Source organism: Flavobacterium sp. FlaQc-49 (assembly GCF_044005985.1).
Taxonomy (GTDB): Bacteria; Bacteroidota; Bacteroidia; order Flavobacteriales; family Flavobacteriaceae; genus Flavobacterium; species Flavobacterium cupriresistens.
Genome location: NZ_JBIPCS010000017.1, coordinates 45,123 through 69,978, shown reverse-complemented (window position 1 = coordinate 69,978; position 24,856 = coordinate 45,123). Strand labels below are relative to the sequence as shown.

The 24,856-nt window shown below is 34.2% G+C and carries 22 protein-coding genes; 14 read left to right on the top strand and 8 right to left on the bottom strand.

What is annotated here, in order from left to right; genetic code table 11:
* Positions 1-454 precede the first annotated feature (454 nt).
* From trmB to ACHRV3_RS21995, 3 genes are all read left to right on the top strand, one after another.
* Positions 455-1,132 carry a tRNA (guanosine(46)-N7)-methyltransferase TrmB gene (trmB, locus tag ACHRV3_RS22005; RefSeq protein ID WP_047777827.1) on the top strand — a complete coding sequence of 226 codons (678 nt, stop codon included), beginning with the start codon at positions 455-457 and terminating at the stop codon, positions 1,130-1,132.
* 43 nt (positions 1,133-1,175) lie between these two features.
* Positions 1,176-1,811, top strand: coding sequence for a LysE family transporter (locus ACHRV3_RS22000; RefSeq protein ID WP_395436096.1), 636 nt, complete (start codon positions 1,176-1,178; stop codon positions 1,809-1,811).
* 402 nt (positions 1,812-2,213) lie between these two features.
* Complete coding sequence (locus ACHRV3_RS21995) at positions 2,214-2,540, top strand: MGMT family protein (protein WP_395436097.1); 327 nt, start codon at positions 2,214-2,216, stop codon at positions 2,538-2,540.
* Positions 2,541-2,643: 103 nt separating this feature from the next.
* Here the strand turns inward: ACHRV3_RS21995 and ACHRV3_RS21990 are convergent, their stop codons facing one another.
* Complete coding sequence (locus ACHRV3_RS21990; RefSeq protein ID WP_395436098.1) at positions 2,644-3,969, bottom strand: sensor histidine kinase; 1,326 nt, start codon at positions 3,967-3,969, stop codon at positions 2,644-2,646.
* Between the two features lie 193 nt (positions 3,970-4,162).
* Positions 4,163-5,509, bottom strand: coding sequence for a sigma-54-dependent transcriptional regulator (locus tag ACHRV3_RS21985; protein ID WP_395436099.1), 1,347 nt, complete (start codon positions 5,507-5,509; stop codon positions 4,163-4,165).
* A 158-nt stretch (positions 5,510-5,667) separates the two neighbouring features.
* On the opposite strand from ACHRV3_RS21985, the gene ACHRV3_RS21980 reads away from it, so the two are divergent.
* From ACHRV3_RS21980 to ACHRV3_RS21965, 4 genes are all read left to right on the top strand, one after another.
* Positions 5,668-6,912 carry an efflux RND transporter periplasmic adaptor subunit gene (locus ACHRV3_RS21980; RefSeq protein ID WP_395436100.1) on the top strand — a complete coding sequence of 415 codons (1,245 nt, stop codon included), beginning with the start codon at positions 5,668-5,670 and terminating at the stop codon, positions 6,910-6,912.
* A gap of 115 nt (positions 6,913-7,027) precedes the next feature.
* Positions 7,028-7,735, top strand: a complete 708-nt coding sequence (locus ACHRV3_RS21975) for an ABC transporter ATP-binding protein (protein WP_047777680.1) — start codon at positions 7,028-7,030, stop codon at positions 7,733-7,735.
* 8 nt (positions 7,736-7,743) lie between these two features.
* Complete coding sequence (locus ACHRV3_RS21970) at positions 7,744-7,866, top strand: hypothetical protein (protein WP_255663689.1); 123 nt, start codon at positions 7,744-7,746, stop codon at positions 7,864-7,866.
* Between the two features lie 3 nt (positions 7,867-7,869).
* Positions 7,870-10,299 (top strand): ABC transporter permease, encoded by a 2,430-nt coding sequence (locus ACHRV3_RS21965; RefSeq protein ID WP_395436101.1) that lies wholly within the window; start codon positions 7,870-7,872, stop codon positions 10,297-10,299.
* Between the two features lie 89 nt (positions 10,300-10,388).
* On the opposite strand, the gene ACHRV3_RS21960 is transcribed toward ACHRV3_RS21965, so the two are convergent.
* Positions 10,389-12,011 carry a murein L,D-transpeptidase gene (locus ACHRV3_RS21960; protein ID WP_047777677.1) on the bottom strand — a complete coding sequence of 541 codons (1,623 nt, stop codon included), beginning with the start codon at positions 12,009-12,011 and terminating at the stop codon, positions 10,389-10,391.
* A gap of 431 nt (positions 12,012-12,442) precedes the next feature.
* On the opposite strand from ACHRV3_RS21960, the gene ACHRV3_RS21955 reads away from it, so the two are divergent.
* The 4 genes from ACHRV3_RS21955 (at position 12,443) to ACHRV3_RS21940 (ending at position 15,092) form a co-directional block, all read left to right on the top strand.
* Positions 12,443-13,573, top strand: coding sequence for an Mrp/NBP35 family ATP-binding protein (locus ACHRV3_RS21955; protein ID WP_047777675.1), 1,131 nt, complete (start codon positions 12,443-12,445; stop codon positions 13,571-13,573).
* Positions 13,574-13,769: 196 nt separating this feature from the next.
* Positions 13,770-14,009: a NifU family protein gene (locus ACHRV3_RS21950; protein WP_026982674.1), complete on the top strand. Its 240-nt coding sequence runs from the start codon at positions 13,770-13,772 to the stop codon at positions 14,007-14,009.
* A gap of 216 nt (positions 14,010-14,225) precedes the next feature.
* Entirely contained in the window at positions 14,226-14,711 is a 486-nt protein-coding gene (locus tag ACHRV3_RS21945) for a hypothetical protein (protein ID WP_047777673.1), read from the top strand.
* A gap of 63 nt (positions 14,712-14,774) precedes the next feature.
* Positions 14,775-15,092 (top strand): 2Fe-2S iron-sulfur cluster-binding protein, encoded by a 318-nt coding sequence (locus ACHRV3_RS21940; RefSeq protein WP_047777672.1) that lies wholly within the window; start codon positions 14,775-14,777, stop codon positions 15,090-15,092.
* 369 nt (positions 15,093-15,461) lie between these two features.
* Here ACHRV3_RS21940 and ACHRV3_RS21935 read toward each other — a convergent pair whose 3' ends face one another.
* The 4 genes from ACHRV3_RS21935 to ACHRV3_RS21920 form a co-directional block, all read right to left on the bottom strand.
* The gene (locus tag ACHRV3_RS21935; protein WP_395436102.1) at positions 15,462-15,968 is read right to left on the bottom strand and encodes an SMI1/KNR4 family protein; all 507 of its coding nucleotides are present in this window, start codon (positions 15,966-15,968) and stop codon (positions 15,462-15,464) included.
* Between the two features lie 131 nt (positions 15,969-16,099).
* Positions 16,100-17,089, bottom strand: coding sequence for an aspartate-semialdehyde dehydrogenase (locus ACHRV3_RS21930; protein WP_047777668.1), 990 nt, complete (start codon positions 17,087-17,089; stop codon positions 16,100-16,102).
* Between the two features lie 166 nt (positions 17,090-17,255).
* A complete protein-coding gene (gene mscL, locus ACHRV3_RS21925; protein ID WP_047777667.1) occupies positions 17,256-17,633 on the bottom strand; it encodes a large conductance mechanosensitive channel protein MscL in 378 nt (125 codons plus the stop codon).
* Between the two features lie 70 nt (positions 17,634-17,703).
* Positions 17,704-20,172: a bifunctional UDP-N-acetylmuramoyl-tripeptide:D-alanyl-D-alanine ligase/alanine racemase gene (locus ACHRV3_RS21920; RefSeq protein WP_395436103.1), complete on the bottom strand. Its 2,469-nt coding sequence runs from the start codon at positions 20,170-20,172 to the stop codon at positions 17,704-17,706.
* Positions 20,173-20,451: 279 nt separating this feature from the next.
* Here ACHRV3_RS21920 and ACHRV3_RS21915 point away from each other — a divergent pair, with 279 nt between their 5' ends.
* Positions 20,452-21,057 carry a hypothetical protein gene (locus ACHRV3_RS21915; RefSeq protein WP_395436104.1) on the top strand — a complete coding sequence of 202 codons (606 nt, stop codon included), beginning with the start codon at positions 20,452-20,454 and terminating at the stop codon, positions 21,055-21,057.
* Here the strand turns inward: ACHRV3_RS21915 and ACHRV3_RS21910 are convergent.
* Positions 21,052-21,786 carry a porin family protein gene (locus tag ACHRV3_RS21910; protein WP_395436105.1) on the bottom strand — a complete coding sequence of 245 codons (735 nt, stop codon included), beginning with the start codon at positions 21,784-21,786 and terminating at the stop codon, positions 21,052-21,054. The two genes, ACHRV3_RS21915 and ACHRV3_RS21910, sit on opposite strands and share 6 nt — an antisense overlap.
* Before the next feature lie 190 nt (positions 21,787-21,976).
* Here ACHRV3_RS21910 and ACHRV3_RS21905 point away from each other — a divergent pair, with 190 nt between their 5' ends.
* Both ACHRV3_RS21905 and ACHRV3_RS21900 read left to right on the top strand, forming a co-directional pair.
* Positions 21,977-22,330: a hypothetical protein gene (locus tag ACHRV3_RS21905; protein ID WP_395436106.1), complete on the top strand. Its 354-nt coding sequence runs from the start codon at positions 21,977-21,979 to the stop codon at positions 22,328-22,330.
* Between the two features lie 161 nt (positions 22,331-22,491).
* Positions 22,492-24,699, top strand: coding sequence for a TonB-dependent receptor domain-containing protein (locus tag ACHRV3_RS21900; RefSeq protein WP_395436107.1), 2,208 nt, complete (start codon positions 22,492-22,494; stop codon positions 24,697-24,699).
* Positions 24,700-24,856: the final 157 nt, after the last annotated feature.

The following is a 24,856-nucleotide window of genomic DNA, read 5'->3' as shown; positions in this document are numbered from 1 at the left end:
AAAAAATCCGTTTTTATCAGTGCTTTGCTCCAGCAAATCCGTATAATCAGCGTCTAATTCTGCGCAAGCTTTGCACGCGGATCAAACCGATTCGCTTTCGCGAAGACGCGGATTGAACACGGATCTTTTTTTAGATTTTAAAACTGAAAATATAATATCATTAAAAAAAAACTAACACTAATTACACTAATTTTCACTAATTTCTTTGCCCTTAAACTTTATGCGATAAAATTAATTCTTGTAATTCGTGGCGAAAAAACTAAAAACAGATTAAAAACAGGCCACAGATTAAGGGATTAAACTGATTTTTCATTTCGAATACTTTATTAAAACAAGAAAATCACTTTAATCTTCTAATCTGTGGCAAAAAAATCAATCCTACTAATCGTTTTTAAACCGTTACAGGTAATTCATTCGTTTATATTCCTTAATTTTGCTGAAAATTTTTGTAAAAGTGGGAAGTAAAAATAAACTAAAAAGATTCAGAGAAAACGAAACATTTCAAAACGTTTTTCAACCAACCAGAGAAGAAGTTGTAGGCAATTTAATGCCCTTAAGAGGAAAATGGAATTCTGATTTCTTTAAAAATGACAATCCATTAGTTTTAGAATTAGGATGTGGAAAGGGTGAATATTCTGTTGGATTAGCAGAAAAATATCCCAACAAAAATTTTGTCGGAATTGATATCAAAGGAGCTCGTTTCTGGAGAGGTGCTAAAACCGCTGTAGAGAACGGTTTACATAACGTTGCTTTTGTCCGAACGCAAATCGAATTGATCAATCATATTTTTGCTGATAATGAAGTAGATGAAATCTGGATTACTTTTCCGGATCCGCAAATCAAATACAAAAGAACGAAACACAGAATGACGAACTCTGAGTTTTTACAATTGTATAAAAAAATCCTTAAAAAAGACGGTGTCGTAAACCTTAAAACCGATAGCGAATTTATGCACGGGTATACCCTTGGATTATTACACGGTGAAGGACATGAGGTTCTATATGCGAATCACAATGTATACAAAAACGAAGGAAGTCCGGAAGAAGTTACTGCTTTTCAAACTTTCTATGAAAAACAATATTTAGAAATTAATAAGGCAATTACGTATATTCGTTTTAAAATTAAAGACTAATTTAATTTTAAAATCAACTTTTTATAACCCATCAATCAACTGAATGGCATTACTTACTCCTTTAATTTCTGGTTTCATAGCTGCTTTCATTGGAATTATTCCGCCCGGATTAATCAACATGACAGCCGCTAAAATAAATCTAAAAGAGGGAAAAAAGAATGCTTTATGGTTTACTGTCGGGGCCGTTCTGGTTATTTTATTTCAGGTTTCGCTGGCTGTTTTGTTTGCGCGTGTAATTGATAACCGTCCGGATGTTGTGACTTTATTACGTGAAGTTGGTTTTGGTATTTTTTCTATACTAACGATTTATTTTCTGTTTGTAGCAAAAGAACCTAAAGCCAAAAAATCAAAAATTAAAAAGAGCAGCAAACGAAGCCGCTTCTTTTTAGGCATGCTTCTTTCGGGTTTAAATTTCTTTCCGATTCCTTATTATGTGGTTGTGAGCGTCACTTTGGCCTCTTATCATCTTTTTGCCTTTGAAAACAACATTATCTTTACGTTTGTTTTAGGTTCTGTTTTGGGTTCCTTTATGGCTTTATACAGCTATATTGCTTTCTTTGGAAGGATCGAAAAGAAAACAGATTATATGATGCGAAACATGAATACCATCATTGGAAGTATCACCGGACTGATCTCTATTGCCACGCTTTTTAATATTCTAAATTACTATTTTAGTTAAAAAATACAGGCCACAGATTAAAGGATTAAAATGATTAATGATCTATAGTGCAAAAAAAAGCTAACACGAATTGCACTAATTACACTAATTAATTCGTTTAATTCGCGGCGAAAAGATAAGAATAATCAAAACTTAATTAAGCTAACTTTTTTTTTATCAGTCCTGTAAATTTATTTGTGTAGAATTAAAAAAAATCACACCTACTAAAATCATTGAAATCTTTTTAATCTGTGGCAAAAAAAATAATTCGTGCCAATTGGTGAAATTAGTGGCAAAAAGATCATGATAATCAAAACACATTTAATGCAACTATTTACAAGCAACATAAAAAAGAGTTAGATAGGATTAAAAGACTATAATAATTTATGCAAATCTTTGTAATCTGCAACAAAAAATCAACTTATGGCTGAAGAGAATTTTTTCGAAAGAGTTTATACTATTGCCAGACAAATTCCTTACGGAAAAGTAACTGCGTATGGCGCTATTGCAAAAGCTTTAGGAACTGCTCGTTCTGCGCGAATGGTGGGTTGGGCAATGAATGCCTGTCATGATATGGATGATATCCCGGCACATCGGGTTGTTAACCGAAAAGGGCTTCTGACCGGAAAACACCATTTTGACGGAACCAATCTAATGCAGCAATTACTCGAAAGCGAAGGGATTAAAGTCGTCAACCATCAGATTATAGATTTTGAGAAGCATTTTTGGCAGCCTGAGATAGACTTATAGTGTTTTTTTTCACCATATAAGTGATGTAAGTTCATTTAAACTTTACGCAAAGAGTTCGGAAAGTTTAAATGAACTTACATCACTTATATGGTTTAAACCTTTTTTAAATAAGACAAATAACAAAGTTGGTTTTATCTTCATCTGTCTGGTAGCTTAGATAACCGCCATGTGCTTCTATAATGTTTTTAGAAAGCGTTAAGCCAATTCCGGCACCGTCTTTTCTGGTGGTGAAAAATGGCAGAAAAACTTTGTCTTTTATGGCTGGATCAATTCCTTTTCCGTTATCTGAAATAATGATAAAAAATCGATTGTTCTCGGAATAACTGGACAAAAACATCTTCTTTTCACTTTTATCTTTCAAAGCATAAACACTGTTGGTAATTAGATTAATAATCACCTGTTCCATTTGATTTTTATCAATCAGAATAGAACGTGAACTATTAATTTCATTGATCAATTCGATATTTTCCGCCTTTAGAATGGGGGTCATAATTCTCATACAATCCTCAAAAAGTGCATTTATAGGGGTCATTACTTTATTTGGCGTTGGCAACATCGCTAGTTTTCGATAATTTTCGACAAAAACCTGCAAATGATCACTTCTGTTTATGATAGTCGAAATACTGCTTTTGATATCATCAAAATCTTCTTCTTCGAGTGCTTCCTGATCGACAATGTGGAGTAAATTCTGTGAAAGCGCACGAATTGGCGTCAAGGAATTCATTAATTCATGCGAAATAATTTTCATTAAATTAATCCACGCCTCCTTCTCTTTCTTCTCTATTACACGCTGAATACTATCCAATAAAATAATAAAATACTCTTTGTTGTAGGTTTTGGTATGGGAGGTTTGCAGCATAAAAGTCTGCAAATCCTGTGATTCTATTTTAATCGAAATCGCTGTTTTTAACTCGGCAAACTCTACTTTTTCAATTTCATCACAAAGTGACGGCAGATAATTTTTAAGGTATTTCCAATGACTGACTTTTGGAACTTTAAAGAGATTAGAGAAACAATCATTCATCAAAAAAATATCCCATTCTTCATTCTCCTTTTCCAAAATCAAAGTGGCCGTGTCTATACTATTCAAAATCGAACGGTAAACAAGTTCTTTGGAGGTCTGCTCCTGCTTCTGCACTTTTAAAGTATCGTACAACAAGTACAGGTTTTTGAAATTGCCCTTTTTATTCTCTTCCGGGAAATTGGTCGAAAAATCATTTTGCAAGATCGAAAGCAATGTTTTGTCATAGAACAACGATTCATTTTTGATATAGAAATACATCTCAAATAATGCTATGACCACAAAAGCGCCAACTAAAATTGCATTGTAGTAAAACGTCTTATAAATTAAAAAAACGCAAAGAAAAAAGAGCGTCATGACCAACAAAACTCTTATAAACAAAGCATTATAGAACTTCCAGTTTTTCATTATTTTATTTTTTTTATGCTACAGATTAAAAGGATTGAATTGATTTTCTTGTCACGATTTGGCGCGAATTATTTTTTCACCACGAACGAATTAGTGTAATTTGTGTAATTCGTGGCTATTTTTTACACCACAGATTATTAATCCTTTTAATCCTCTAATCTGTGGCCAAACTACTCTCACCGCAACTTTCAGTTTATAAATTCTTTAAATCGTATTTTTCAATTCTTCTGTATAAAGCGGCTCTGGATAAACCCAATTCTTCAGCCGTCTTGCTAATGTTTCCGTTATGTTTAAACAATGCTTTTTCGATTGCATTTTTTTCCATTTCAAACAATGGATTCTCGTCAGTTTCATCTGGCTCATCAAAGTCAAGAATATCCAAATCAGTTACAGAAATGGTATTGTTTTCGGCTAAAATCAAAGCACGTTCAATCTTATTTTCCATTTCACGGATGTTTCCTTTCCATGGGTATTTTTCTAAATAAGGCGCTACATTGTCTTCAAAACGCCAATTCTCCTGTTGGTACTTCTCGGCAATCTTATCTAAAATAAAATCAGCCATCGGAACAATATCATCTTTTCGTTCCCGGAGCGATGGTAAATGAATTTCCATCGTATTGATTCGATACAATAAATCTTCTCTAAAGGTTTTGTTCTTTACTTCCGCCTTAATATCACTGTTTGTTGCCGCAATAATCCTCACATTTAAAGGCCTCGCTTTACTTTCACCCAAACGAGTTACGGTTTTGGTTTGTAAAACATGTAATAATTTAGCCTGAAGATGTAGCGGAATATTCCCGATTTCATCCAAAAAAACAGTTCCTTCCGAAGCCATTTCAAATCTTCCGGGCGTATCAGTCTTTGCATCGGTAAAAGCTCCTTTGGCATATCCAAAAAGTTCGCTTTCGAACAAACTATCGCTTAGTGATCCTAAATCAACATGTACAAAAGGCTGCTTTTTTCGCTCTGAATTCTGATGAATAAAATCGGCGAAAACATATTTTCCAGTTCCATTTTCTCCCAAAATTAAAACGTTGGCATCTGTTCTGGCTACTTTTTCAGCAATAGAATACGCTTGTTTTATTTTTACCGAAGTCCCTACAAAGTATCTTTTCTCTATTGTTTCATTCGGCGTTTTCTTATTATTTTTTCTGCTTTCAACAACTGCATTATCAATAATTTCGAGTAATTTATCATTGTGCCAGGGTTTTAAAACATAATCGAAAGCACCAATTTTTATCCCTTCAACAGCCGTATCAATTTTACCAAAGGCCGTCATTAAAATAACAACGGTTTGTGGCGAAAGTGTTTTAATTTCTTTGAGCCAGTGAATCCCTTCGCGTCCATCCTCAAAACCAATTCGGTAATTCATGTCCAATAAAACCACATTAATCTCATTTTCACTTAAAATTGAAATGATTTTTTTGGGGCTGTTTGTCGTAAAAATGGTTTCAAAATGTTTTTTGAGAATCATTTTTGCCGAAAAAAGAATTTCTTCCTGATCGTCAACGATTAATATTTGAGCTAATTTTTTTCGCATGGTATTTATTTTTGTTCGATTTCGAACGGTCAACTGTCCATTTTCGAACAGTCCTTTTTTTGATCGCTTTTAAAGTCTCTTTAAAATCAAGGCTTTACAAATAATACTTTTTGTGGCACAATATTTACCTATTGACTATCAGTAAATTATTTAAAGAAATGGACACAGTAATCCCTCGTAAAAATAGAAAATTTAGAAACCTCACAATACTAATTGGTGTTTTTTTAGTTTTGGCAGCACTCTTCTTTTATTCGTTTAGCACTAAAAGAAGTCTAAACGTAAAAGCAAATGAACTGACTGTGCAACAAGTTGAAAAAGCTTTTTTTGAAGACTTCGTTGTTTTTCAGGCCAAAGTAGAACCTTTGAATGTGATGCTTGTAAATGTAACCGAGGGAGGATCGGTAAAAGAGATTTTTGTAGAAAATGGCGCTATGGTTACCAAAGGACAATCTTTGGCCCGTTTGTATAATCCAAATACAGAACTGAACTATCTGACTCAGGAAACAGCCATTATTGAGCAAATCAACAATCTAAATACAGGCAAACTGAATATTAGAAATCAGGAATTGAACTTAACCAAGGATTTGGTTTTAATTGAACATGATTATAATGACGCCAAAAGACTATACGACATGAACTCCAAATTGTTTGCCAAAGATGTGATTTCGAAAAATGACTGGAATACCTTTAAAGAGGGCTTGCGTTTTCAGGAAGAACGAAAAAAGACGATTCAGCAAAGTATTCAAAAAGAAAAGGCAAGCAATCAGGTTCAGATTTCACAAATCAACCTTTCGATACAAACCATGGAAAGAAGTCTTGATATCTTGCGAAACAACAAAAAGAACTTTTTGATCACAGCGCCTGAGTCCGGAAGACTGACTTCATTCGAACCTGTTCTGGGGAAAACATTTCAAGCTGGTGCCAGCATCGGAAAAATAGATTCTAAAAAAGGATACAAACTTATTGCTGATGTGGATGAGTTTTATCTGGAAAAAGTTCGTGAAGGTTTAAAAGGTCAGGTCGAATTTAAAGGGAAAAATCTTGAGGTTTTAGTAACCAAAGTTATTCCGGAAGTAAAAAGCGGTCATTTTACAGTAGAATTAGCTTTCACTTCTAAAGAAAAAATCACATTACAAGACGGCTTAAGTTTTGGCGTAAAACTAATTTTATCAGAGAAAAACAAAACTCTGGTCATTTCAAAAGGAAGCTTTAACCAAGAAACTGCCGGAAAATGGATCTTTGTGGTCAAAGGAAACAAAGCCGAAAGAAGAAACATTAAACTAGGACGCGAAAATCCTTCTTATTATGAAGTTTTGGAAGGTTTAAAAGAAGGCGAATCTGTGATTACTTCTTCTTATACAGATTATAAAGATGTTGAGGAATTATCGATTAGCACTGAGTAGTTAGTTTTCAGTCACAGTCGCAGTCACATTTTACAGCTAACATTTCACAAATAGCAAATAACCATCAGTCATCAATCAAAAAACGTTTTTTAACAACAACTTACACCTTAAAAATATGATAACTATTGAAAATTTAACCAAAGTTTTTAGAACCGAAGAAGTAGAAACCTCTGCTTTAAGCGGCATTAACTTAACCATTAAAAAAGGAGATTTTTTAACTATTATGGGGCCTTCAGGTTGTGGGAAATCGACTTTACTAAATATAATAGGATTGCTGGACAGCGCCTCTGAAGGAAGTTATAAATTACTGGATCAGGAAATGATCGGCTTAAAAGAAAAAGGAAGAGCGCAGGTTCGCAAAGAAAATATTGGTTTTATTTTTCAAAATTTCAATTTAATTGATGAGCTTTCAGTTTACGACAATATCGAATTGCCTTTGCTTTATAACAATGTAAAAGCTGCTGACAGAAAACCAAAGATTGAAGCCATTGCAGAAAAACTAAATATCTCACACCGTTTAAAACACTTTCCGCAACAGCTTTCAGGAGGTCAACAACAAAGGGTTGCCGTAGCGAGAGCCTTAGTAAACGACCCTAAAATTATTCTTGCCGATGAGCCAACGGGAAATCTGGACAGTAAAAACGGTAATGAAGTAATGGAACTTTTAACAGATTTGCACGCTAAAGGTGCTACAATTCTGATGGTTACCCACTCTGATTATGATGCTTCTTTTTCGCAAAAAACAATTCACATGAAGGATGGGGTTATCTTCTCTGAAAAATTAAATCAGAGAAATGTTGATGTTTTTATGGACGCAAAATAAAAATCAAAATGATCAAATTTATTGTAACTGCAATTTTAATCCTGGTAGGATTTATCTGCAAAGTGATGACTATAGAAAATAAAAATACAGTTTCGGTTTCGGCTTTAACTGAGCTAATTATAAAAGGATAAACAATGATTTCTAACTGGTTCAAAATATTTATTTATCATTTAAAGCAAAACAAATTGTTTTCGTTTTTGAATGTTTTAGGGTTAAGCATTGGAATTGCGAGCATTATTTTCGCCATTTTATATTGGAATAATGAACATTCTTATGATCAATGGAATCCCGAAAAAGAAAACACTTACATGGTACTGAACAAGATTGGCAGAACAGGCGATACCTGGGGTTCAAACTCCATTCCGTTTGGAGAAACCTGTAAAGCCACAATTCCCGAAATTGAAAAAGTATGTTTTTTTAATACTTGGTACGATGAGGATATTATTAAGTACAAGAGTCAAAAATTATTGGTTAAAAAAATTACTGCCAGTGATGAGAATTTTTTTGACTTTTTTCCTTTCGAAATCTTAAAAGGTGCTAAACAAAATATTCTAAAAGAGAAAAACAGTGTTGCTGTTTCAGAGGATCAGGCCAAACTACTTTTTAAGGATGAAGATCCTATCGGTAAATCTATCACATATGGAGGCGCAAATTATACTGTAAAATCTATATACCGCATTACCAGACCCTCTTCAATGGAACCAAATTATGTGTTTAGCGGTGTAAAAAGAGAAGGTGATCAAAACAGCTGGGGTAATTTTAATTATGGTTTACTGATCAAAATTAAAAAAACCGCGGACGCATCTCTTGTTTTGAAGAAAATGCAAAACGTAAATTATATAAACCGAACTTTAAAAGATGCAAAGGAAAACGGACAAACTCCTGAGCAGTATCTAAAAGAAAATGGTGAAATAAAAGTAATACTCGATCAGTTAAAAACGTCTCGATTATATGGTACAAAAAGCGCAGCAGGCCAAAACTATCCTGAAGGTGTCGGTAATCTGAAATTACTTTATATCATGGGAGGTTTGTCTCTTTTGATTCTGGTTTTATCATTGGTAAATTATATCAATTTAGCAACCGCATCAGCAATCAAACGTGCTAAAGAAGTAGGTGTACGTAAAATTGTCGGGGCTTCAAAAAGTCAGATCATGAGGCAATTTATATTTGAAACGGCAATCATTGTTCTTTTAGCCATTTTGTTTGCCCTGGCCATTGTAGAACTTTCACTACCTTACTATAATACCTTCTTAAACAAAAATTTGACTATGAATGGTAGCGAATTTTATCTGCAACTCATTTTTATTTTTGGATTAGTAATTGTCTGTGCAGGTATTTTTCCCGCCATTTATATTTCAAATTTTGAAACCCTAAAAGTTTTAAAAGGGAATTTTTCAAGAAGCAAAAGTGGTATCTGGGTTCGAAATTCGATGCTTATTTTTCAATTCGGAATTGCAACATTTTTCATCATTGGTGCCTTAATTGTCAATGCACAGGTTGATTATATGACAAACAAAGATCTTGGATTTAGTGGTGATCAGATAATTTCCATTCCGTTTAACAAACCGGATCGCTTGAGAAGAACAGAGCAGTATTTGACAGCAAAGCAGGAAATCAAAAAAATACCCGGCGTTATAGATGTTTCCACATTTGCAGGTTCTTTTGGAGGAAGCACAAGCTCCAGTTCAGGATTTAAACACAATGGTATTTTTGTACAGCCACGAAATGTCGAAATGGATTTTGGCTTCCTGGATATGATGAAAATTAAAATCGTAAAAGGACGTGATTTATCTCCTCAATTTGCCTCTGACACTGTAAGCAATATGCTTATGAATGAAACATTGGTTAAAGCTTTAAATATAAAAGATCCTATAAATACAATTATAACATCGGGTTGGGGAAATGAAAAAGGCAATTTGAAGTTTAAAATTGTTGGAGTTGTAAAAGATTTTAATGTTAGCGGCTTACAAAATAAAATTCCGCCAATGGTTTTCATCAACCTTAAAACTTTAAAATGGAATAATTTTAATAATATTCTGGTAAGAGTTTCTCCAAATAATATGACCGAAACATTAGACCAATTAAGAACGTATTGGAATAAAAATGTAAACCCGGATTATCCTTTTGATTATGAATTTGTAAACAAAGGATTTGCTAAAACATTTGAGGAACATGTAAAACAAAAAAATCTCTTCTTTATTCTAAATATGGTTGTAATTATAATTGCGATCTTCGGATTGTTCGCTTTGGCATCCTTTTCGATGGAGAGAAGATTAAAAGAAATTGCCATCAGAAAAACATTAGGAGCTGAAACTGACATTTTACTGAAAGAATTATCCAAACAATATATTTTTTACTGTTTATTAGGTTTTGCAATTGGAATTGTTCCTGCCTATGTTTTACTGCAAAAATGGCTGGAAGATTTCGCTTTCCGAATCGGAATTTCATTTGTTCCCTTTAGTATTGCCTTACTTTCTTTGTTGGTTTTAACATTACTGATTGTTTTAACCAAAGCCTATCAGGTCACCAAAATAGATATATTGAAGTATTTAAAATACGAATAGACTTGTAAACCATTTTTTATCTAATCCGATATCTAAACCCGACAGGTTTCAAAAACCTGTCGGGTTTGTTTTTTTGACGTCGTAAAAAATTATTTCATCGTAACTGAATCTGAATACAGTAATTTATCTAAACTTTCGTCTCTTCCGTAAACGTCAGGAAAGAAACTGATTTCGCCATTATCATTTACCCAAGAGGTAAAATAACCAATGTAAATCGGGATTTTTCTTTTAAGCATACAAGTCGTTTCTTTCTCCCCGCTCATCGCAGTATCAATTTTATCAACGGGCCAATCCGGATCGTCTTTTAAAATAGCAAGTGCCAGATTTTTTGCTTCTTTTACATTGATACAACCATGACTGAACGTACGTTTTTCGAACTCAAATAAACTTTTTGCCGGCGTATCATGCAGGTAAATATCATTTGGATTTGGAAACATAAATTTAACCAGTCCCAACGAATTTTTAGGTCCCGGTTTTTGTCTTACACGGCCACCGTTCCACTCCATATTATGATCTGCCAGATAATTTTTATCACTGGCCATCTGAAGTTTTAATTCGTTTTTAATAATACTGGTTGGCACATACCAATACGGACTGAAAACAATTCGATCCATATTGCCGCTAAAAATTACCGTTTCGGTCATTCGGGTACCCACAAAAATATCCGACACCAGATCATATTTTCCATCCTTCACATAAATCAGTCGGAAAGAAGGAATGTTTACCATAATATATTCGCTGGCCTTAGAAAGTTTAGTAGGGATCCATCTGCAACGCTCCATATTAAGCATAATGGTTTTTATACGTTTAGAGATCGGTTCATTCAGCTGATCAATATGCTCTTTCGTTAAAGCATAGTTTAACTTCAGACCGTATCTTTTTTTGTAGTTCAGCACTCCCGCCATAAGCTCTTCGTCATAAACATCACTCTTAGAATCCTGAGCAAGATCTCCGACCACAAAAAGACGTTGTCGTACATCTTTTATCGTATTGGAGATGTCAAAAGGTTTTAGATCTTTATACGTCGCCGCATTAATCGAAATGGGCTGCCACAAATTATCAGTCTCAATTTTTCGGTATTTTTTTAATGCTTCTTGAAGTTTGTAATACTGACCGAACAACAAATTATCATCTTTATTTAAACGATTGGAATCTACAATAAGCGAGTCCAGAATTTTGGGATACGAAATTGTCTTGGCTGGTAAATACCACCCTATCTTCTTGAGCGTTGCCGGATCTACACCCGAATAAACGTTACTGGCGTAAAAAACGTACATATTGGTAAGCAGTAATTCGGTGTCGAGTTCCGTTGGTTTTTCTTCCGAGCTTTCATTAAAAGCCTCATCAATCTCGTCTTTATAGGGCATTTTATTTTCTATACCCTGATCTTGTAATACGTTTACTTTCTGATAGAGCAAATTCCCAAATTCAGTGATGTTTTTCTCATCATACCAAATCGATTTGTAATTTCTTTTGGTATAAATATCCAAAACATCCTTCTTGTATTTCTTTAGTTTGGAATATTTTTTAAAAAACTGTTCTATAGAAGCGTCGTCAAGAGAAACTGACTGAAGACTCTTTTTAGAAACAATCCCATTTTCAATATTAACCGATGTATTCTTCGCTTTTATTTCATCAACATCCAATGATGTAAAAGAAAACACTAAAAAACTCATCGCAATAATTACAGTGAAAGAAGTAAAATTTCGCATACTTTTACGGATTAAATTTTTAGAACTTTGTTTAATTACAAAAACATTAAAAAGCTATAAAAACTTCTGAAAAACAAGTTTTTAACATTTTCGGAATTACTTGGAAATCATCAATTTGGGGTACTCAAATATAGCCAAGATTATTGACAATTAACGCATAAAATCTTCTAAATTAGTGTGCGGTTTTTTCTGCTTAATTTAAAAAAACAGTCCCTAAAACAATCTGTAAAAAAACAACTGTTTTTTTTGAGTTCTTGAAGACGAGAACTTCAAGTTACCTAGAATCATTTTGAACAATCTCGCTATCAACAAATCCAATCTAAAAAAAGTTAAAATTCGAACATAATCCGTTATCTTTGCACTCTGAAATCAGTTTAAATAAAAACAGTTTTTAAATTAATTTCGCTCAATAGAAAAACACGACGTTAAAAATGAAATTAGACAGAAAAGAAATTCTTAAAGCTCTAGAAACAATTACTATAGCGGGAGAAGGAAAAAATATGGTTGAAAGCGGAGCTGTTGCCAATGTAATTACTTTTGGCGATGAAGTTGTAGTCGATTTAGTGATTCATACGCCTGCTATGCACATCAAAAAAAGAGCTGAAGATGATATTAAAAAAACAATTCATGAATTAATATCACCTGAAGCAAAAATTAAAGTAAATATTAAAGTGGAAACTCCTGAGAAAAACGAAATTAAAGGTCGTGCTATTCCGGGAATTAAAAATATAATCGCCGTTGCATCCGGTAAAGGTGGTGTTGGAAAATCTACTGTTACCGCGAATTTAGCTGTAACATTAGCAAAAATGGGCTTTGCAGTTGGTATTTTGGATGCCGATATTTATGGACCATCGATGCCAATTATGTTTGATGTAGAGAATGAGAAACCAGTTTCGACTACTGTTGACGGGAAATCGAAAATGAAACCGGTTGAAAGCTATGAGATCAAAATACTTTCTATCGGATTTTTCACCGCTCCAAGTCAGGCGGTAATCTGGAGAGGTCCAATGGCTTCAAAAGCATTAAATCAAATGATATTTGATGCAGACTGGGGAGAATTAGATTTTATGCTAATCGACTTACCTCCGGGAACAGGTGACATTCACCTTTCGATCATGCAATCGTTACCAATTACAGGAGCTGTAGTGGTAAGTACACCACAAGCTGTGGCTCTTGCTGATGCTAAAAAAGGAGTAGCGATGTTTATGCAGGATAATATAAATGTTCCTGTTTTGGGAATTATAGAAAATATGGCGTACTTTACACCAGAAGAATTACCTGACAATAAATATTATATCTTTGGACAAGAAGGGGCTAAAAACCTGGCTGAAGATCTAAATGTTCCTTTCTTAGGTGAAGTGCCAATTGTACAATCTATTCGTGAAGCAGGTGACTATGGTCGTCCCGCAGCTTTGCAAACAGCTTCAGTAATCGAGACTGTTTTTGAAGAGATTACTCGAAATGTTGTACAAGAAACAGTAAACAGAAACGATAGCTTACCTGCTACAGAAGCCATCAAAATTACAACTATGGCAGGTTGTTCAGCAGTAAAGAAAAATTAGATAATTTAGACTATGCTATTATTGGACAATGAGATAATTCGATAATGAGACAATTCGGCAATGAGATAATTCGATAATGAAATAATTGGTATCATCACTAATTCACACATTTTCTAATAGGCACATTTTCTAATTGACACCTCTTCTAATTAACACATTCTCTAATTGACACATTTTCTAATTGACACATTAAATTATGACAACAGAAGAATTAACAAGCAACGTATTATTGGCTCTTGACGAGATCAGACCATTTTTAAATTCTGATGGAGGAGACATTACACTTATCTCTATTGACGATGACAAACATGTCAAAGTTCGTCTTGAAGGAGCATGCATTAGCTGTAGCGTGAATCAGATGACTTTAAAAGCTGGAGTTGAAACGACAATAAAAAAATACGCACCACAGATTGAAACTGTAGTAAACATCATGTAATCAAAACATTGTTTTTGCAAGTTTTTCAGTTTCAACAAATTAACAAGAATAATAGGCCTTAAGCTGTTTTTATTTGAATAAATCAAAAAAACATTCAGAAAAACGCTTGTTTTTGCGGTTTTATCAAAAAACAACACAAAGATTTAAGAGATTTCATTGCGTTATTGTTACATAATTAACTTAAATTTGTGACATAACCCTTAAATCACAAATCTTATGAGAAATTATTACGCTCTAATTTTATTGTTATTTTTTGTTTCAGTAAGCCATGCACAACAAAGCCAAAAAACCTTAGTAGTTGACAAAGCCTGGGTAAATGACTCTGAAGAATGGTCGGATTTTAAATATGCGGGGCAAATTGTATTCTCAACCAATGCAAGCAACGAAGAAGGAACATTAAGAATTGGCAATTATGATTTTTTATATGATATCTGCGAAGGAAAAGCTAAATTTGCCAACAAAGCAACATATAGCGCAGCAGAATTTGCTCATCCAAGAAAAGTTTCTGTAACGACAGACAAACAAGGAGTTGTAAATTCAACTTATGAAGGAACTTTAATCTTTCAAGCTGATAAAGATTATTATTCCGTAATTGCTGTAGTTACTCTATTGGAGAAAGAAGGAAATATGCTGGGAGTAAAAATGCATTTAAAAGACAACAACGCAAGAGAATATGCTTTTAGTTTAAAACCTAACAGTTAATAGTAAACATCAGGATCTGTTCACGTTTTCAAATCCGAAGTAAGAAAAATTCCAACAATTAAAATGGATGTATTAATAAAGATTAAAGATCGAGAAGGAGTTATACACGAATTACAGGCTCCAACTGATATGGCAATGAATATAATGGAGTTATGCAAAGCATACGAACTTCCTGTTGAAGGAACCTGTGGGGGAATGGCAATGTGTGCTTCCTGCCAGTGTTATGTTCTTAATGATGTTGCATTACCGGAAATGGGAGATGAAGAAGAAGCCATGCTTTCGGAAGCATTTTATGTTAAGTCAAATAGTCGTTTAGGCTGTCAGATACCAATCACTACAGATCTTGAAGGATTAGAACTGGAATTAGCACCAGAATATTAAAGTATAAAAAAGCGGGAATCTAATAAGAATTCCCGCTTTTTTTATGTCAAATAAAAGTACACCTTATTTTGGATCAAGTTCGAAAATTATGGGAAGTAAAAATATCGCAGAGTCGCAAAATCGCAAAGTTTTAATGAAAAAGCAGAAAAACTTTGAGACTCCATGACATTTTAAAAACCCAAAGGAAGAAAGAAGAAAACAGAAAGGCGGAACTTAAAAATAAAAAAACTTTGCGTCTTTGCGAGATCGTCAAAGCGAGAAGTTGGGAAATAGGTACTTAAAAAAAGCATAAGATCTACCACTTCTAACAAAAGGAAATTTCTAAAAATTATCCCACAATTTTTGAACTTGATCCCTTATTTTTACCTATTAACTATTATTCAAATCTTCCGGATTAAAAGGCTCAAATTCTCTTTCAGAAAATGCCTCTGTCAAAATTCCGGATGAACATAACCAATTTATTGTCTCTTCAAGCGTATCCCCGGCTTTATAAATCATTTCTTGATGTCGTGGCAAAATATAGTATTCCTTTTTAAATAAGATGATTTCATCTCCATCAAAGGTATCTCCAATTCTGATTGAGCTTACAACTTCTTCTTTAGTCAAAATATTTTTCCCCTCATCCCAAAACCAATATTCTGTTATACGATCTCTCCAATCTGCAATAGTTACTATTATTGTTTCAGGAAGAAAAATTCGCACATAGGTTCCTCCAAGGATTCCGCTGCCGTATTTTAAGACATACTCCTTATAGCTCTCATCAAAAACAAGGTCCAAAGTTTTTTCGCAAGCCAGAATTTCTTCATGCACAGCAAGAAACAGATCCGTTTTATTCGTCTTATAGTTCGGGATTATTTTATACGCTTCTAAGTTCATTCCCTTTGTATTTCTAATCGTTAAATATAGTTTTTTTCTACAAAACCAAGTTGAATCTCATAAAAAAACCGCAATCACATAGCTGTAATTACGGTTTCTTTTTTATAACATTCTTCTTTAACCTCTGATCCCTAAACCAAACCAGCTGCGATTAAGTACTCAGCAATCTGAATGGTATTTGTAGCTGCCCCTTTTCTCAAGTTATCGGCAACAATCCACATGTTTAAGGTGTTCTCCTGGCTTTCATCACGACGGATTCTTCCAACAAAAACATCATTTTTACCTTCAGCATATAAAGGCATTGGATAGGTAAAGGTGTCTATATTATCCTGAACCGTTACTCCGTCTGTGTGGTGTAAAATTTCACGTACTTCATTTACATCAAAATCATTTGTAAACTCGACATTTACAGCCTCACTGTGACCTCCAACAACCGGTACACGAACTGCAGTAGCCGTAACACGAATCGTTTTATCTCCAATGATTTTTTGAGTCTCGCGAACTAACTTCATTTCTTCTTTAGTATACCCGTTCTCTTCAAAACTATCGCAATGTGGGATTGCATTTCTGTGAATTGGGTATTTGTAAGCCATTTCTCCCTGCGTTCCTGCATACTCGTTTTCAAGCTGTCTAACCGCTTTTACACCCGTACCGGTAATAGATTGGTACGTAGAAACAATAATTCTTTTAATATTGTATTTTTTATGCAAAGGAGCCAATACCAATACCATTTGTATAGTAGAGCAGTTTGGATTTGCAATAATTTTATCTTCTTTTGTTAATGTCGATGCATTGATCTCAGGAACCACTAATTTTTTTGTAGGGTCCATTCTCCAGGCAGAAGAATTATCAATAACAGTAGTCCCGGCAGCAGCAAATTTTGGCGCCCATTCTAACGAAGTATCTCCTCCGGCAGAAAAAACAGCAATATCCGCTTTCATATCGACAGCCGTTTGCATGCCTACAACTTTATATTTTTTTCCTTTAAATTCAATTTCTTTCCCTATCGATCGCTCAGAAGCAACAGGAATTAATTCGGTAACAGGGAAATTTCTTTCCGCTAAAACTTTAAGCATTACTTCGCCAACCATACCAGTGGCGCCTACAATCGCTATTCTCATTTTTATATTTTTAGTATGAATTAATGTAAATCTTTACACAAAAGTAGGTATAATAAAAAACAAAACAAGAGGTTCACAAAAAATAACAAAATGTTACAAATAAAACAAACATAAAAAAAACCGCCTCAGTTAAGAAGCGGTTAAATTAGACTTAGTGTAGCGGTATTTATTTTTTTAACAAATCTCTAATTTGCGTAAGTAACTCTTCCTGAGTTGGTCCTGCAGGCGGAGCAGCAGCAGCAACTTCTTTCTTTTTTGAAGCATTAATTCCTTTTATAATCAGAAATAATACAAAAGCAACAATGATAAAATTGATCAATGCCGACAGAAACAAACCATACTTAACACCTCCAAAAGCCGTCAATTCTTCGATTTTAGACAAATGTGCAGCTTCTAAAGCCGGCTTCAATAGCAATGGCGTAATTACATCGTCAATAAATGAGCTGATGATTTTACTAAAAGCAGCTCCAATGATTACACCGACAGCCAGATCAACCACGTTGCCTTTCATTGCAAATTCCTTAAATTCAGAAAAAAATCCCATAATTGATTTGTTTTAATTTATACTTAATTGAATCTCGAAAATACGTAATTTTCTCCAAAGTTCATCAAAATCACCTAAAAAATACTCTTTTCACACGTTGTGAGATACTCGTCAGAATTTCATATGGTATTGTCTTTAAAGCATTTGCAATTTCAGTTACCGTTGGATTTTCTCCAAAAATGATCACAGAATCTCCTTCTTTACAATCAATTTCGCTGACATCAATCATTAACATATCCATACAAACACTTCCTACTATTGCTGCTTTTTGATTTTTAACGATCACATAACCAACTTCATTCCCCCATAATCTTGAAATCCCATCCGCATAACCAATCGGAATAGTTGCAATTTTAGTTTCCTTAGTCGCCATGAATCGTCGACCATAACCAACGCTATCACCAGACGGAATTGTACGAACTTGAGAAATAATTGATTTCAAGGTACCTACATTCTCTAAAAACTTTTGCTCAGCAGCATCATTTGAAACGCCATAAAGACCAATTCCCAAACGCACCATATTAAACTGCGCATCCGGAAAATTACTAATCCCCGATGTATTCAAAATATGACGAATAGGATTCACCCCCAATTCAGTCATTAATTTTGCCGACAATTTTTCGAATAAACGAATTTGAGAACGTACAAATTCAAAATGATCCTTATCATCGCTGGTTGCCAAATGTGATAAAATACTTTGTATCCGAATTGTCGAATTTCCTTTTAAAGTTGCAATCAATTCATCGATCGTGTTTTCTTCAAAACCCAAACGATGCATTCCGGTATCTAATTTAATGTGAACCGGAAAATCTTTAAGATTCTTTTCTCGGGCAATTTTCAAAAAGGCATTTAACCCTTTTATACTGTAAATCTCAGGCTCTAACTGGTATTGAATAATTGACGGAAAACTGGTAGACTCCGGATTCAAAACCATGATAGGCAATTTGATTCCGCCACTTTTAAGCGAAATTCCTTCATCAGCGAAAGCCACACCTAAATAATCAACTTTATGATGTTCCAGCAACTTTGCAATTTCCAAACCTCCGTTTCCATATCCAAAGGCTTTCACCATCACCATCATTTTTACATTACCGGCCAACTTAGATTTAAAGAAATTCAGATTATGACTGATTGAATTCAGATTAATCTCCAGTATCGTTTCGTGGGTTTTCTCCTCCAACAGCGTAACAATTTCTTCAAACTGAAAGGATCTTGCACCTTTGATCAGAATGGTTTCATTGTCAAAATTCAGACTTTCAAATTGAGCAATAAAATCAGCCGTACTGGCAAAAACTACCGCATTTAAAAATTTATCCGAGAAAGAGGAAATTGTATTTCCAATTCCAATGACACGATTTATTTTGTTATCGGCAATTAGTTGGGCTACTTTAGAATACAACTCTTCGTTTGAAAATCCGCTTTGAAAAATATCCGATAAGATCACCGTTTTAGAAGCATTTTTTTTCTGACTCTCCAGAAAGTCCAAAGCGATTTTGAGCGATTGAAAATCGGAACTGTAACTATCGTCAATAATACTGCAATTATTAATTCCGTTTTTTACTTCAAGACGCATTTGTACAGGATACAACATTTGCATTCGATTCTGGATCGTTGCAAAATCATATTTAAAATAAAGTAAAACCAGCAAACAGGAAATCGCATTTTCTATGGAAGCCGAGTCCTGAAAAGGGATTTCTAAATTGAAAATTTCATTTTTATACTGATATTCAATTTGCGTTTTATCATTTTTACTTTCTTTTTTCAAGATAAAAACCGTTGCCGTTTTATCTGTAAAACTCCACGAAAAAAGAACTTGCTCTTTTAATTGGTTTTCTTTTACAAAAGCTGTCAGGCACAAATCAACAATTTCATTCTTCTGGTAAACAACAAGTGCCGAATCTTTAAACAGTTGTAGTTTTTCGTTTATTTTCTGCTCTAAATTCAGAAATCCTTCGTCATGTGCCGATCCAATATTTGTTAGAACACCAATAGTAGGTTTAATGATTTTCTCCAGATTAATCATTTCATTAACCGTGGAAATTCCGGCCTCGAAAATGCCTAAATTATGCTTTTCGTTTATCGCAATTACCGAAAGCGGAACACCTACTTGAGAATTATAACTTTTAGGACTTCTTATCACATTAAAATCAGGGCTCAGTAAAAAATTAAGCCACTCTTTTACAATGGTTTTTCCGTTACTTCCGGTTAGTCCGATTACAGGAAAATCAAAAAGATTACGATAATAAGCTGCAAATTCCTGCAAAGCTTTTAAAGTATCTTTTACGATTAAAAAATTAGCCCTCCCTTTACAGTTATCAGGCACATATTGCACCACAAAACTTTGAACACCTTTGTCTATAAGCTCAGAAATATACAAATGAGCATCATTATTAACACCTGACAAGGCAAAAAATAAGGTTTGAGATCCGTTTTGCAACGAACGGCTGTCGATCGAAACATGATCCACAAAAATAGCTGTATGTAAACCAATCCATTCGGCTTCAAGAACCGGAATAAGGTTTCTTAGGTTTATGCTCATTTAAAATTCTTTTTGTCAAATTTAAAACATTACAAACAGAAAAGAGTTGTGATTTTCTTAAAATAAAGGAGTACTTAACGGTAATTATTGGTTTTAAAAATCGGAATAGAGTTCGCCACGAATTGCATTAATTTTCGCAAATTGTCACTGTTCTTAAATTTATTAGAAGAAATATACTCTTTGAAATTCGCGAATAAATAATCCGTGAAAATTAGCGCAATTCGTGGCAAAAAAAATTAATTCATTTATATTTGTTGAACACCTTTTAAATAATGCGCTTTGAAAAAAATACTTCCATTATTCTCCTATATCCTTCATCCGATTTTCATCTCGATGTATGCCACTTTGTTTTATCTGTATTGCAAAGAAGATATTTTTACGGATAGAGAAAAATACTATGTTTTATTTCAAATTCTAATTATTACCATTTTGGTTCCGGTGTTGTTTTTTATGTTGCTTCGCTCTACCGGACACGTAAAATCGGTTATGGTTCACGAAGCTTCTCAGCGTAAAATCCCCTTAATTTTACAATGTTTTTTATATATCCTATTAGTAAAGAGAAGTATTGTTATCACCCGTTATCCGGAACTTCATTTCTTTTTTCTCGGGGCTTTGTTCAGTACCATTTTAGCGCTGGTGTTTATTCTTTTTAAAACAAAAGCGAGCTTACACATGATGGCCATTAGCGGACTCACCATTTTTATACTTGGATTAAACATTCATTTTCAGATGCAAAACCCGTACTGGACTGCTTTATTAGTTTTATTGACGGGAATAGTAGCCTCATCACGTTTGGAAATGCAGGCACATACCAACAAAGAATTAATTATTGGTCTTGCAATCGGAACACTTCCGCAGTTGTTATTCTTGTATTTGTGGTTATAAAATATAGAAAATCAAACCGGCATTAATCGTTTTGACACCAACCGTTTCACCTTCGTTCGTCTTGACTGCCTGAAACAAAGGATTCAATCCATAATACACATAAATGTTCCAAGTATTATATCCTGTGGCAAGGTAGACTCCATATTGAAATTTAGCGATGTACGGATTGTTGGTGATTTTATAAGTGGTCTCTCCGTTATCCAAAACCGATTTATTAGAGAACATATAACTAAATTTAACCCCTCCATAAATCCTCCAAAATTTATAACTATCATACGTTGAATTTCTCCAGCGAAACTCCAACGGAACATCCACTAAATATTGTCTGAATCTATTGGTAACAAATTCATTGTAATCTGTTACCCCATGCACTAGCGCTCCCGAAGCATCTTTGGAAATAGTAAGATTCTGATAGAAATTCTGATAGCTTAACCCTATCCCGGTTGCAATTGCAATAGTCCTTTTTTTATTGATTGGCATGTCACGCAAAAAACCACCGGAAAGCCCCACAGAGAATTTATCCTGCTTAAGACCAGTCGGAGCATTCGTAAAAAGATTATACGTAACCGAAAAATAAAACTGATCTTCCCGATATAACGAATCGATTTTAACAACCGGTTCTATTTTAGGCGTCGTTTCCTCCTGCGAAAAGACAGAAAAAAAAGACACTAAAAACAAACAACTGAAAAGTAATCGCATATCGTATTTTGGTTTTAAAGAGTTTTTCAAGCAAACGTTTTTTGAAGTTGATTTATTTCACTTACAAATATAATATAATGACAGCTTAGGTGACAATTAGAACGCAATTATTCTCTTTTTCATTAAAAATAAAACGTTTTACAGTGCTATTATTAAGAAATTCAAAACAGAAGTAAAAAATAAATTCATTTTTGATTGTTCTTTTATACCTTTGTACGGCATGAAGAAAAAGCAACTCATATTAAGTGTCTCTTTCGCTCTAACAGTATTGTTCTCAATATTGTTTCAGTCGATACACAGTTATGAGCATATTGTAAAACAGCTCTCGGAAAAACAATGTCACCACGACTACAATGATCCAAGTGGCGAAATTACACACCAACATCATAATTATGACGTTTGTTTTGTATGCCACTTTTCTTTTGAAAGTTCAATACTTCCGGAACAATTTTCATTTCAATTTCATACCGCAACCGAAGGAATTCCTTATTTCTTTACCCTTTCAGAAAAGATATTCTCCTTTCCTGAAAGCGCCTATTTGTTGCGTGGACCACCTGTTGGTATAGTTGCCTGAGTTTCGAAACACTCGAAACATAAATCATAACTTTCTTACTTAAACTTAAAAAGAAAACTACATCTCCCCATTCTGACTGAATCAGAATAGGCAGACGTTATTGTTGTTTTCCTTTTTTATTTAAAGAAGAAAAATCCATTTAACTATAGCATCATTTTCCAATGAAAAAAATAATCGTAATCCTTATTTTAGGATTTTCAGGGCTGCTTTCAGCTCAAAACTCTGTTTCCGGAATCGTATCCAACCTTCAAAATCAACCCATACCGGGCGTTTCAGTTTATGCACCGGAATTACACAAAGGTACCACTACTGATGCAAACGGAAAATACGAATTCACTAATCTGCCAAACGGTAGCTTACGACTTTCCTTTACTTTTGTCGGTTTTACTGCCGAGAACAAAACAATTGCCAAACTTGTAAAAGAAAACACCTTAGATGTTACACTTCAGGAATCCATTTTTGAAATGGATGAAGTGATTGTCTCTACTCCTTTTAATAAATTGCAATCACAGAACGTAATGAAAATTGAGCATGAAAGCATCAAAACATTACAGCAAAAAGGAACTTCGACTTTAATTGAAGGCTTAGCCACAATTCCGGGAGTTTCTCAAATTTCAACGGGAACTTCAATCGGAAAACCGGTAATCAGAGGACTTAGCGGTAACCGTGTTTTAGTATACTCGCAAGGAGTTCGTATCGAAAATCAACAGTTTGGAGACGAACATGGTTTAGGTTTAAATGATGCCGGAATCGAAAGCGTTGAAGTAATCAAAGGTCCTGCTTCTTTATTATACGGATCGGATGCTTTGGGTGGTGTTTTGTATTTTAATCCGGAGAAATTTGCTGATGCGAATACATTCAAAGCCAATTTCAGTCAAAAATATTTCACCAATACAGAAGGAAGTAATTCCTCTATTGGATTAAAAACGTCTACAGACAACTGGAAATTTTTAGCCCGTGGAAGTTTCAACACCCATTCTGATTATAAAACTCCTGACGGAGATCGCGTAACCAATACCCGTTACAACGAAACCGATTTTAAAACCGGAATCGGATACAGCAACTCTAGTTTCTCGAGTGTTTTACGATACAATTACAACAAATTAGACATCGGAATTCCGGAAGAAGGAATCGCAGAGCAATCTTCAAGCAAAGACACCCAGTTCCCGAGACAAGGAATTTTTAATCATTTGTTCAGCTTGAACAACGTTATCTTTTTTCAGGACTCCAAATTAGATGTTGATTTGGGCTATATTTCTAATGACAGAAGCGAATTTGAGGACAGTAACAATGCAGCTTTACGAATGAAATTGAACACCTTCAATTACAATGCAAAATACCATTTTCCAAAATTTGGTAAAATCGAAGCGATCCTTGGTGTACAGGGAATGCATCAGACCAATAAAAATTCGGGAGAAGAATTCTTAATTCCGGATGCTACTACCAATGATTTTGGTGTTTTTGGAACAGCAAATTACGAATGGGACAATAGTGTTATCCAGGCCGGACTACGTTTTGACAATCGAAACATCACTTCGCAAGCACACGGAGTTGCAGATGAAGAAGGTTATTTCCAAGCCTTAGACCGCTCTTTTGACAGTTTTAATGCTTCATTGGGTTACAAAACCAAATTAGCAGAACCTTTGACGTTACGTTTAAATGTAGCTACCGGATTCAGAGCACCAAACTTAGCCGAATTAACTTCAAACGGAGTTCACGAAGGAACCAACCGATACGAGATTGGAAATGCTAATTTAAAAACAGAGCAAAACGTTCAGACTGACCTGAATTTAGAATACAAGAACACCCATTTTGAGTTTTTTATTAATGGATTTTACAACCATATAAATAACTACATCTACACTTCCCCAACAGGAGAAATCTTAGACGAAAATGATGTTTTTGCTTATGTACAGGACAATGCAAAATTATATGGTGGTGAAGTTGGTTTCCACTTTCACCCGCATCCGCTAGATTGGTTGCATTTTGAAACCAGTTTTGAAACGGTAACAGGTAAAAAAGACAACAAGGATTATTTACCTTTAATTCCGGCTAACAATTGGAACAACACGCTTAGAACTGAATTTAATATTAAAAACTGGTTAAAAGAAGGATTTGCTTCTTTTAACGTTTCATCGACATTCAGTCAGGATAATGTAAGCGGTTTTGAAACGGCTTCTAAAGGATATACTTTGGTGAATTTAGGTTTTGGAGGAACTGTAAAATTAGGTAAAACCGCTTTTGATGTAAACTTGAACGGAAACAATTTATTTGACCAAAAATACATTGCACACCTTTCCAGATTAAAAACAGACGGGATTCCTAATATTGGAAGAAATATAGTTTTAGGGATTAACTTCAACTTATAATTTTTTACTTAATCACAAGAACCTCAAAAAGTAGGCTTTAACGCTTTTTTTAGCCACGAATTTCACGAATTCTCCCGAATTATTTTTGGGGATATTTTTTGAAGTTCGTGGCTATTCTTTTTGTCTTTTTTGCCACAGATTAAAAGGATTAAAATGA

Coding starts and splice junctions, on each gene's coding strand:
- ACHRV3_RS22000 (WP_395436096.1), top strand. CDS start 1,176: ATGGCATTACTTACTCCTTTAATTTCTGGTTTCATAGCTGCTTTCATT.
- ACHRV3_RS21995 (WP_395436097.1), top strand. CDS start 2,214: ATGGCTGAAGAGAATTTTTTCGAAAGAGTTTATACTATTGCCAGACAA.
- ACHRV3_RS21990 (WP_395436098.1), bottom strand. CDS start 3,969: ATGAAAAACTGGAAGTTCTATAATGCTTTGTTTATAAGAGTTTTGTTG.
- ACHRV3_RS21985 (WP_395436099.1), bottom strand. CDS start 5,509: ATGCGAAAAAAATTAGCTCAAATATTAATCGTTGACGATCAGGAAGAA.
- ACHRV3_RS21980 (WP_395436100.1), top strand. CDS start 5,668: ATGGACACAGTAATCCCTCGTAAAAATAGAAAATTTAGAAACCTCACA.
- ACHRV3_RS21975 (WP_047777680.1), top strand. CDS start 7,028: ATGATAACTATTGAAAATTTAACCAAAGTTTTTAGAACCGAAGAAGTA.
- ACHRV3_RS21970 (WP_255663689.1), top strand. CDS start 7,744: ATGATCAAATTTATTGTAACTGCAATTTTAATCCTGGTAGGATTTATC.
- ACHRV3_RS21965 (WP_395436101.1), top strand. CDS start 7,870: ATGATTTCTAACTGGTTCAAAATATTTATTTATCATTTAAAGCAAAAC.
- ACHRV3_RS21960 (WP_047777677.1), bottom strand. CDS start 12,011: ATGCGAAATTTTACTTCTTTCACTGTAATTATTGCGATGAGTTTTTTA.
- ACHRV3_RS21955 (WP_047777675.1), top strand. CDS start 12,443: ATGAAATTAGACAGAAAAGAAATTCTTAAAGCTCTAGAAACAATTACT.
- ACHRV3_RS21950 (WP_026982674.1), top strand. CDS start 13,770: ATGACAACAGAAGAATTAACAAGCAACGTATTATTGGCTCTTGACGAG.
- ACHRV3_RS21945 (WP_047777673.1), top strand. CDS start 14,226: ATGAGAAATTATTACGCTCTAATTTTATTGTTATTTTTTGTTTCAGTA.
- ACHRV3_RS21940 (WP_047777672.1), top strand. CDS start 14,775: ATGGATGTATTAATAAAGATTAAAGATCGAGAAGGAGTTATACACGAA.
- ACHRV3_RS21935 (WP_395436102.1), bottom strand. CDS start 15,968: ATGAACTTAGAAGCGTATAAAATAATCCCGAACTATAAGACGAATAAA.
- ACHRV3_RS21930 (WP_047777668.1), bottom strand. CDS start 17,089: ATGAGAATAGCGATTGTAGGCGCCACTGGTATGGTTGGCGAAGTAATG.
- mscL (WP_047777667.1), bottom strand. CDS start 17,633: ATGGGATTTTTTTCTGAATTTAAGGAATTTGCAATGAAAGGCAACGTG.
- ACHRV3_RS21920 (WP_395436103.1), bottom strand. CDS start 20,172: ATGAGCATAAACCTAAGAAACCTTATTCCGGTTCTTGAAGCCGAATGG.
- ACHRV3_RS21905 (WP_395436106.1), top strand. CDS start 21,977: ATGAAGAAAAAGCAACTCATATTAAGTGTCTCTTTCGCTCTAACAGTA.
- ACHRV3_RS21900 (WP_395436107.1), top strand. CDS start 22,492: ATGAAAAAAATAATCGTAATCCTTATTTTAGGATTTTCAGGGCTGCTT.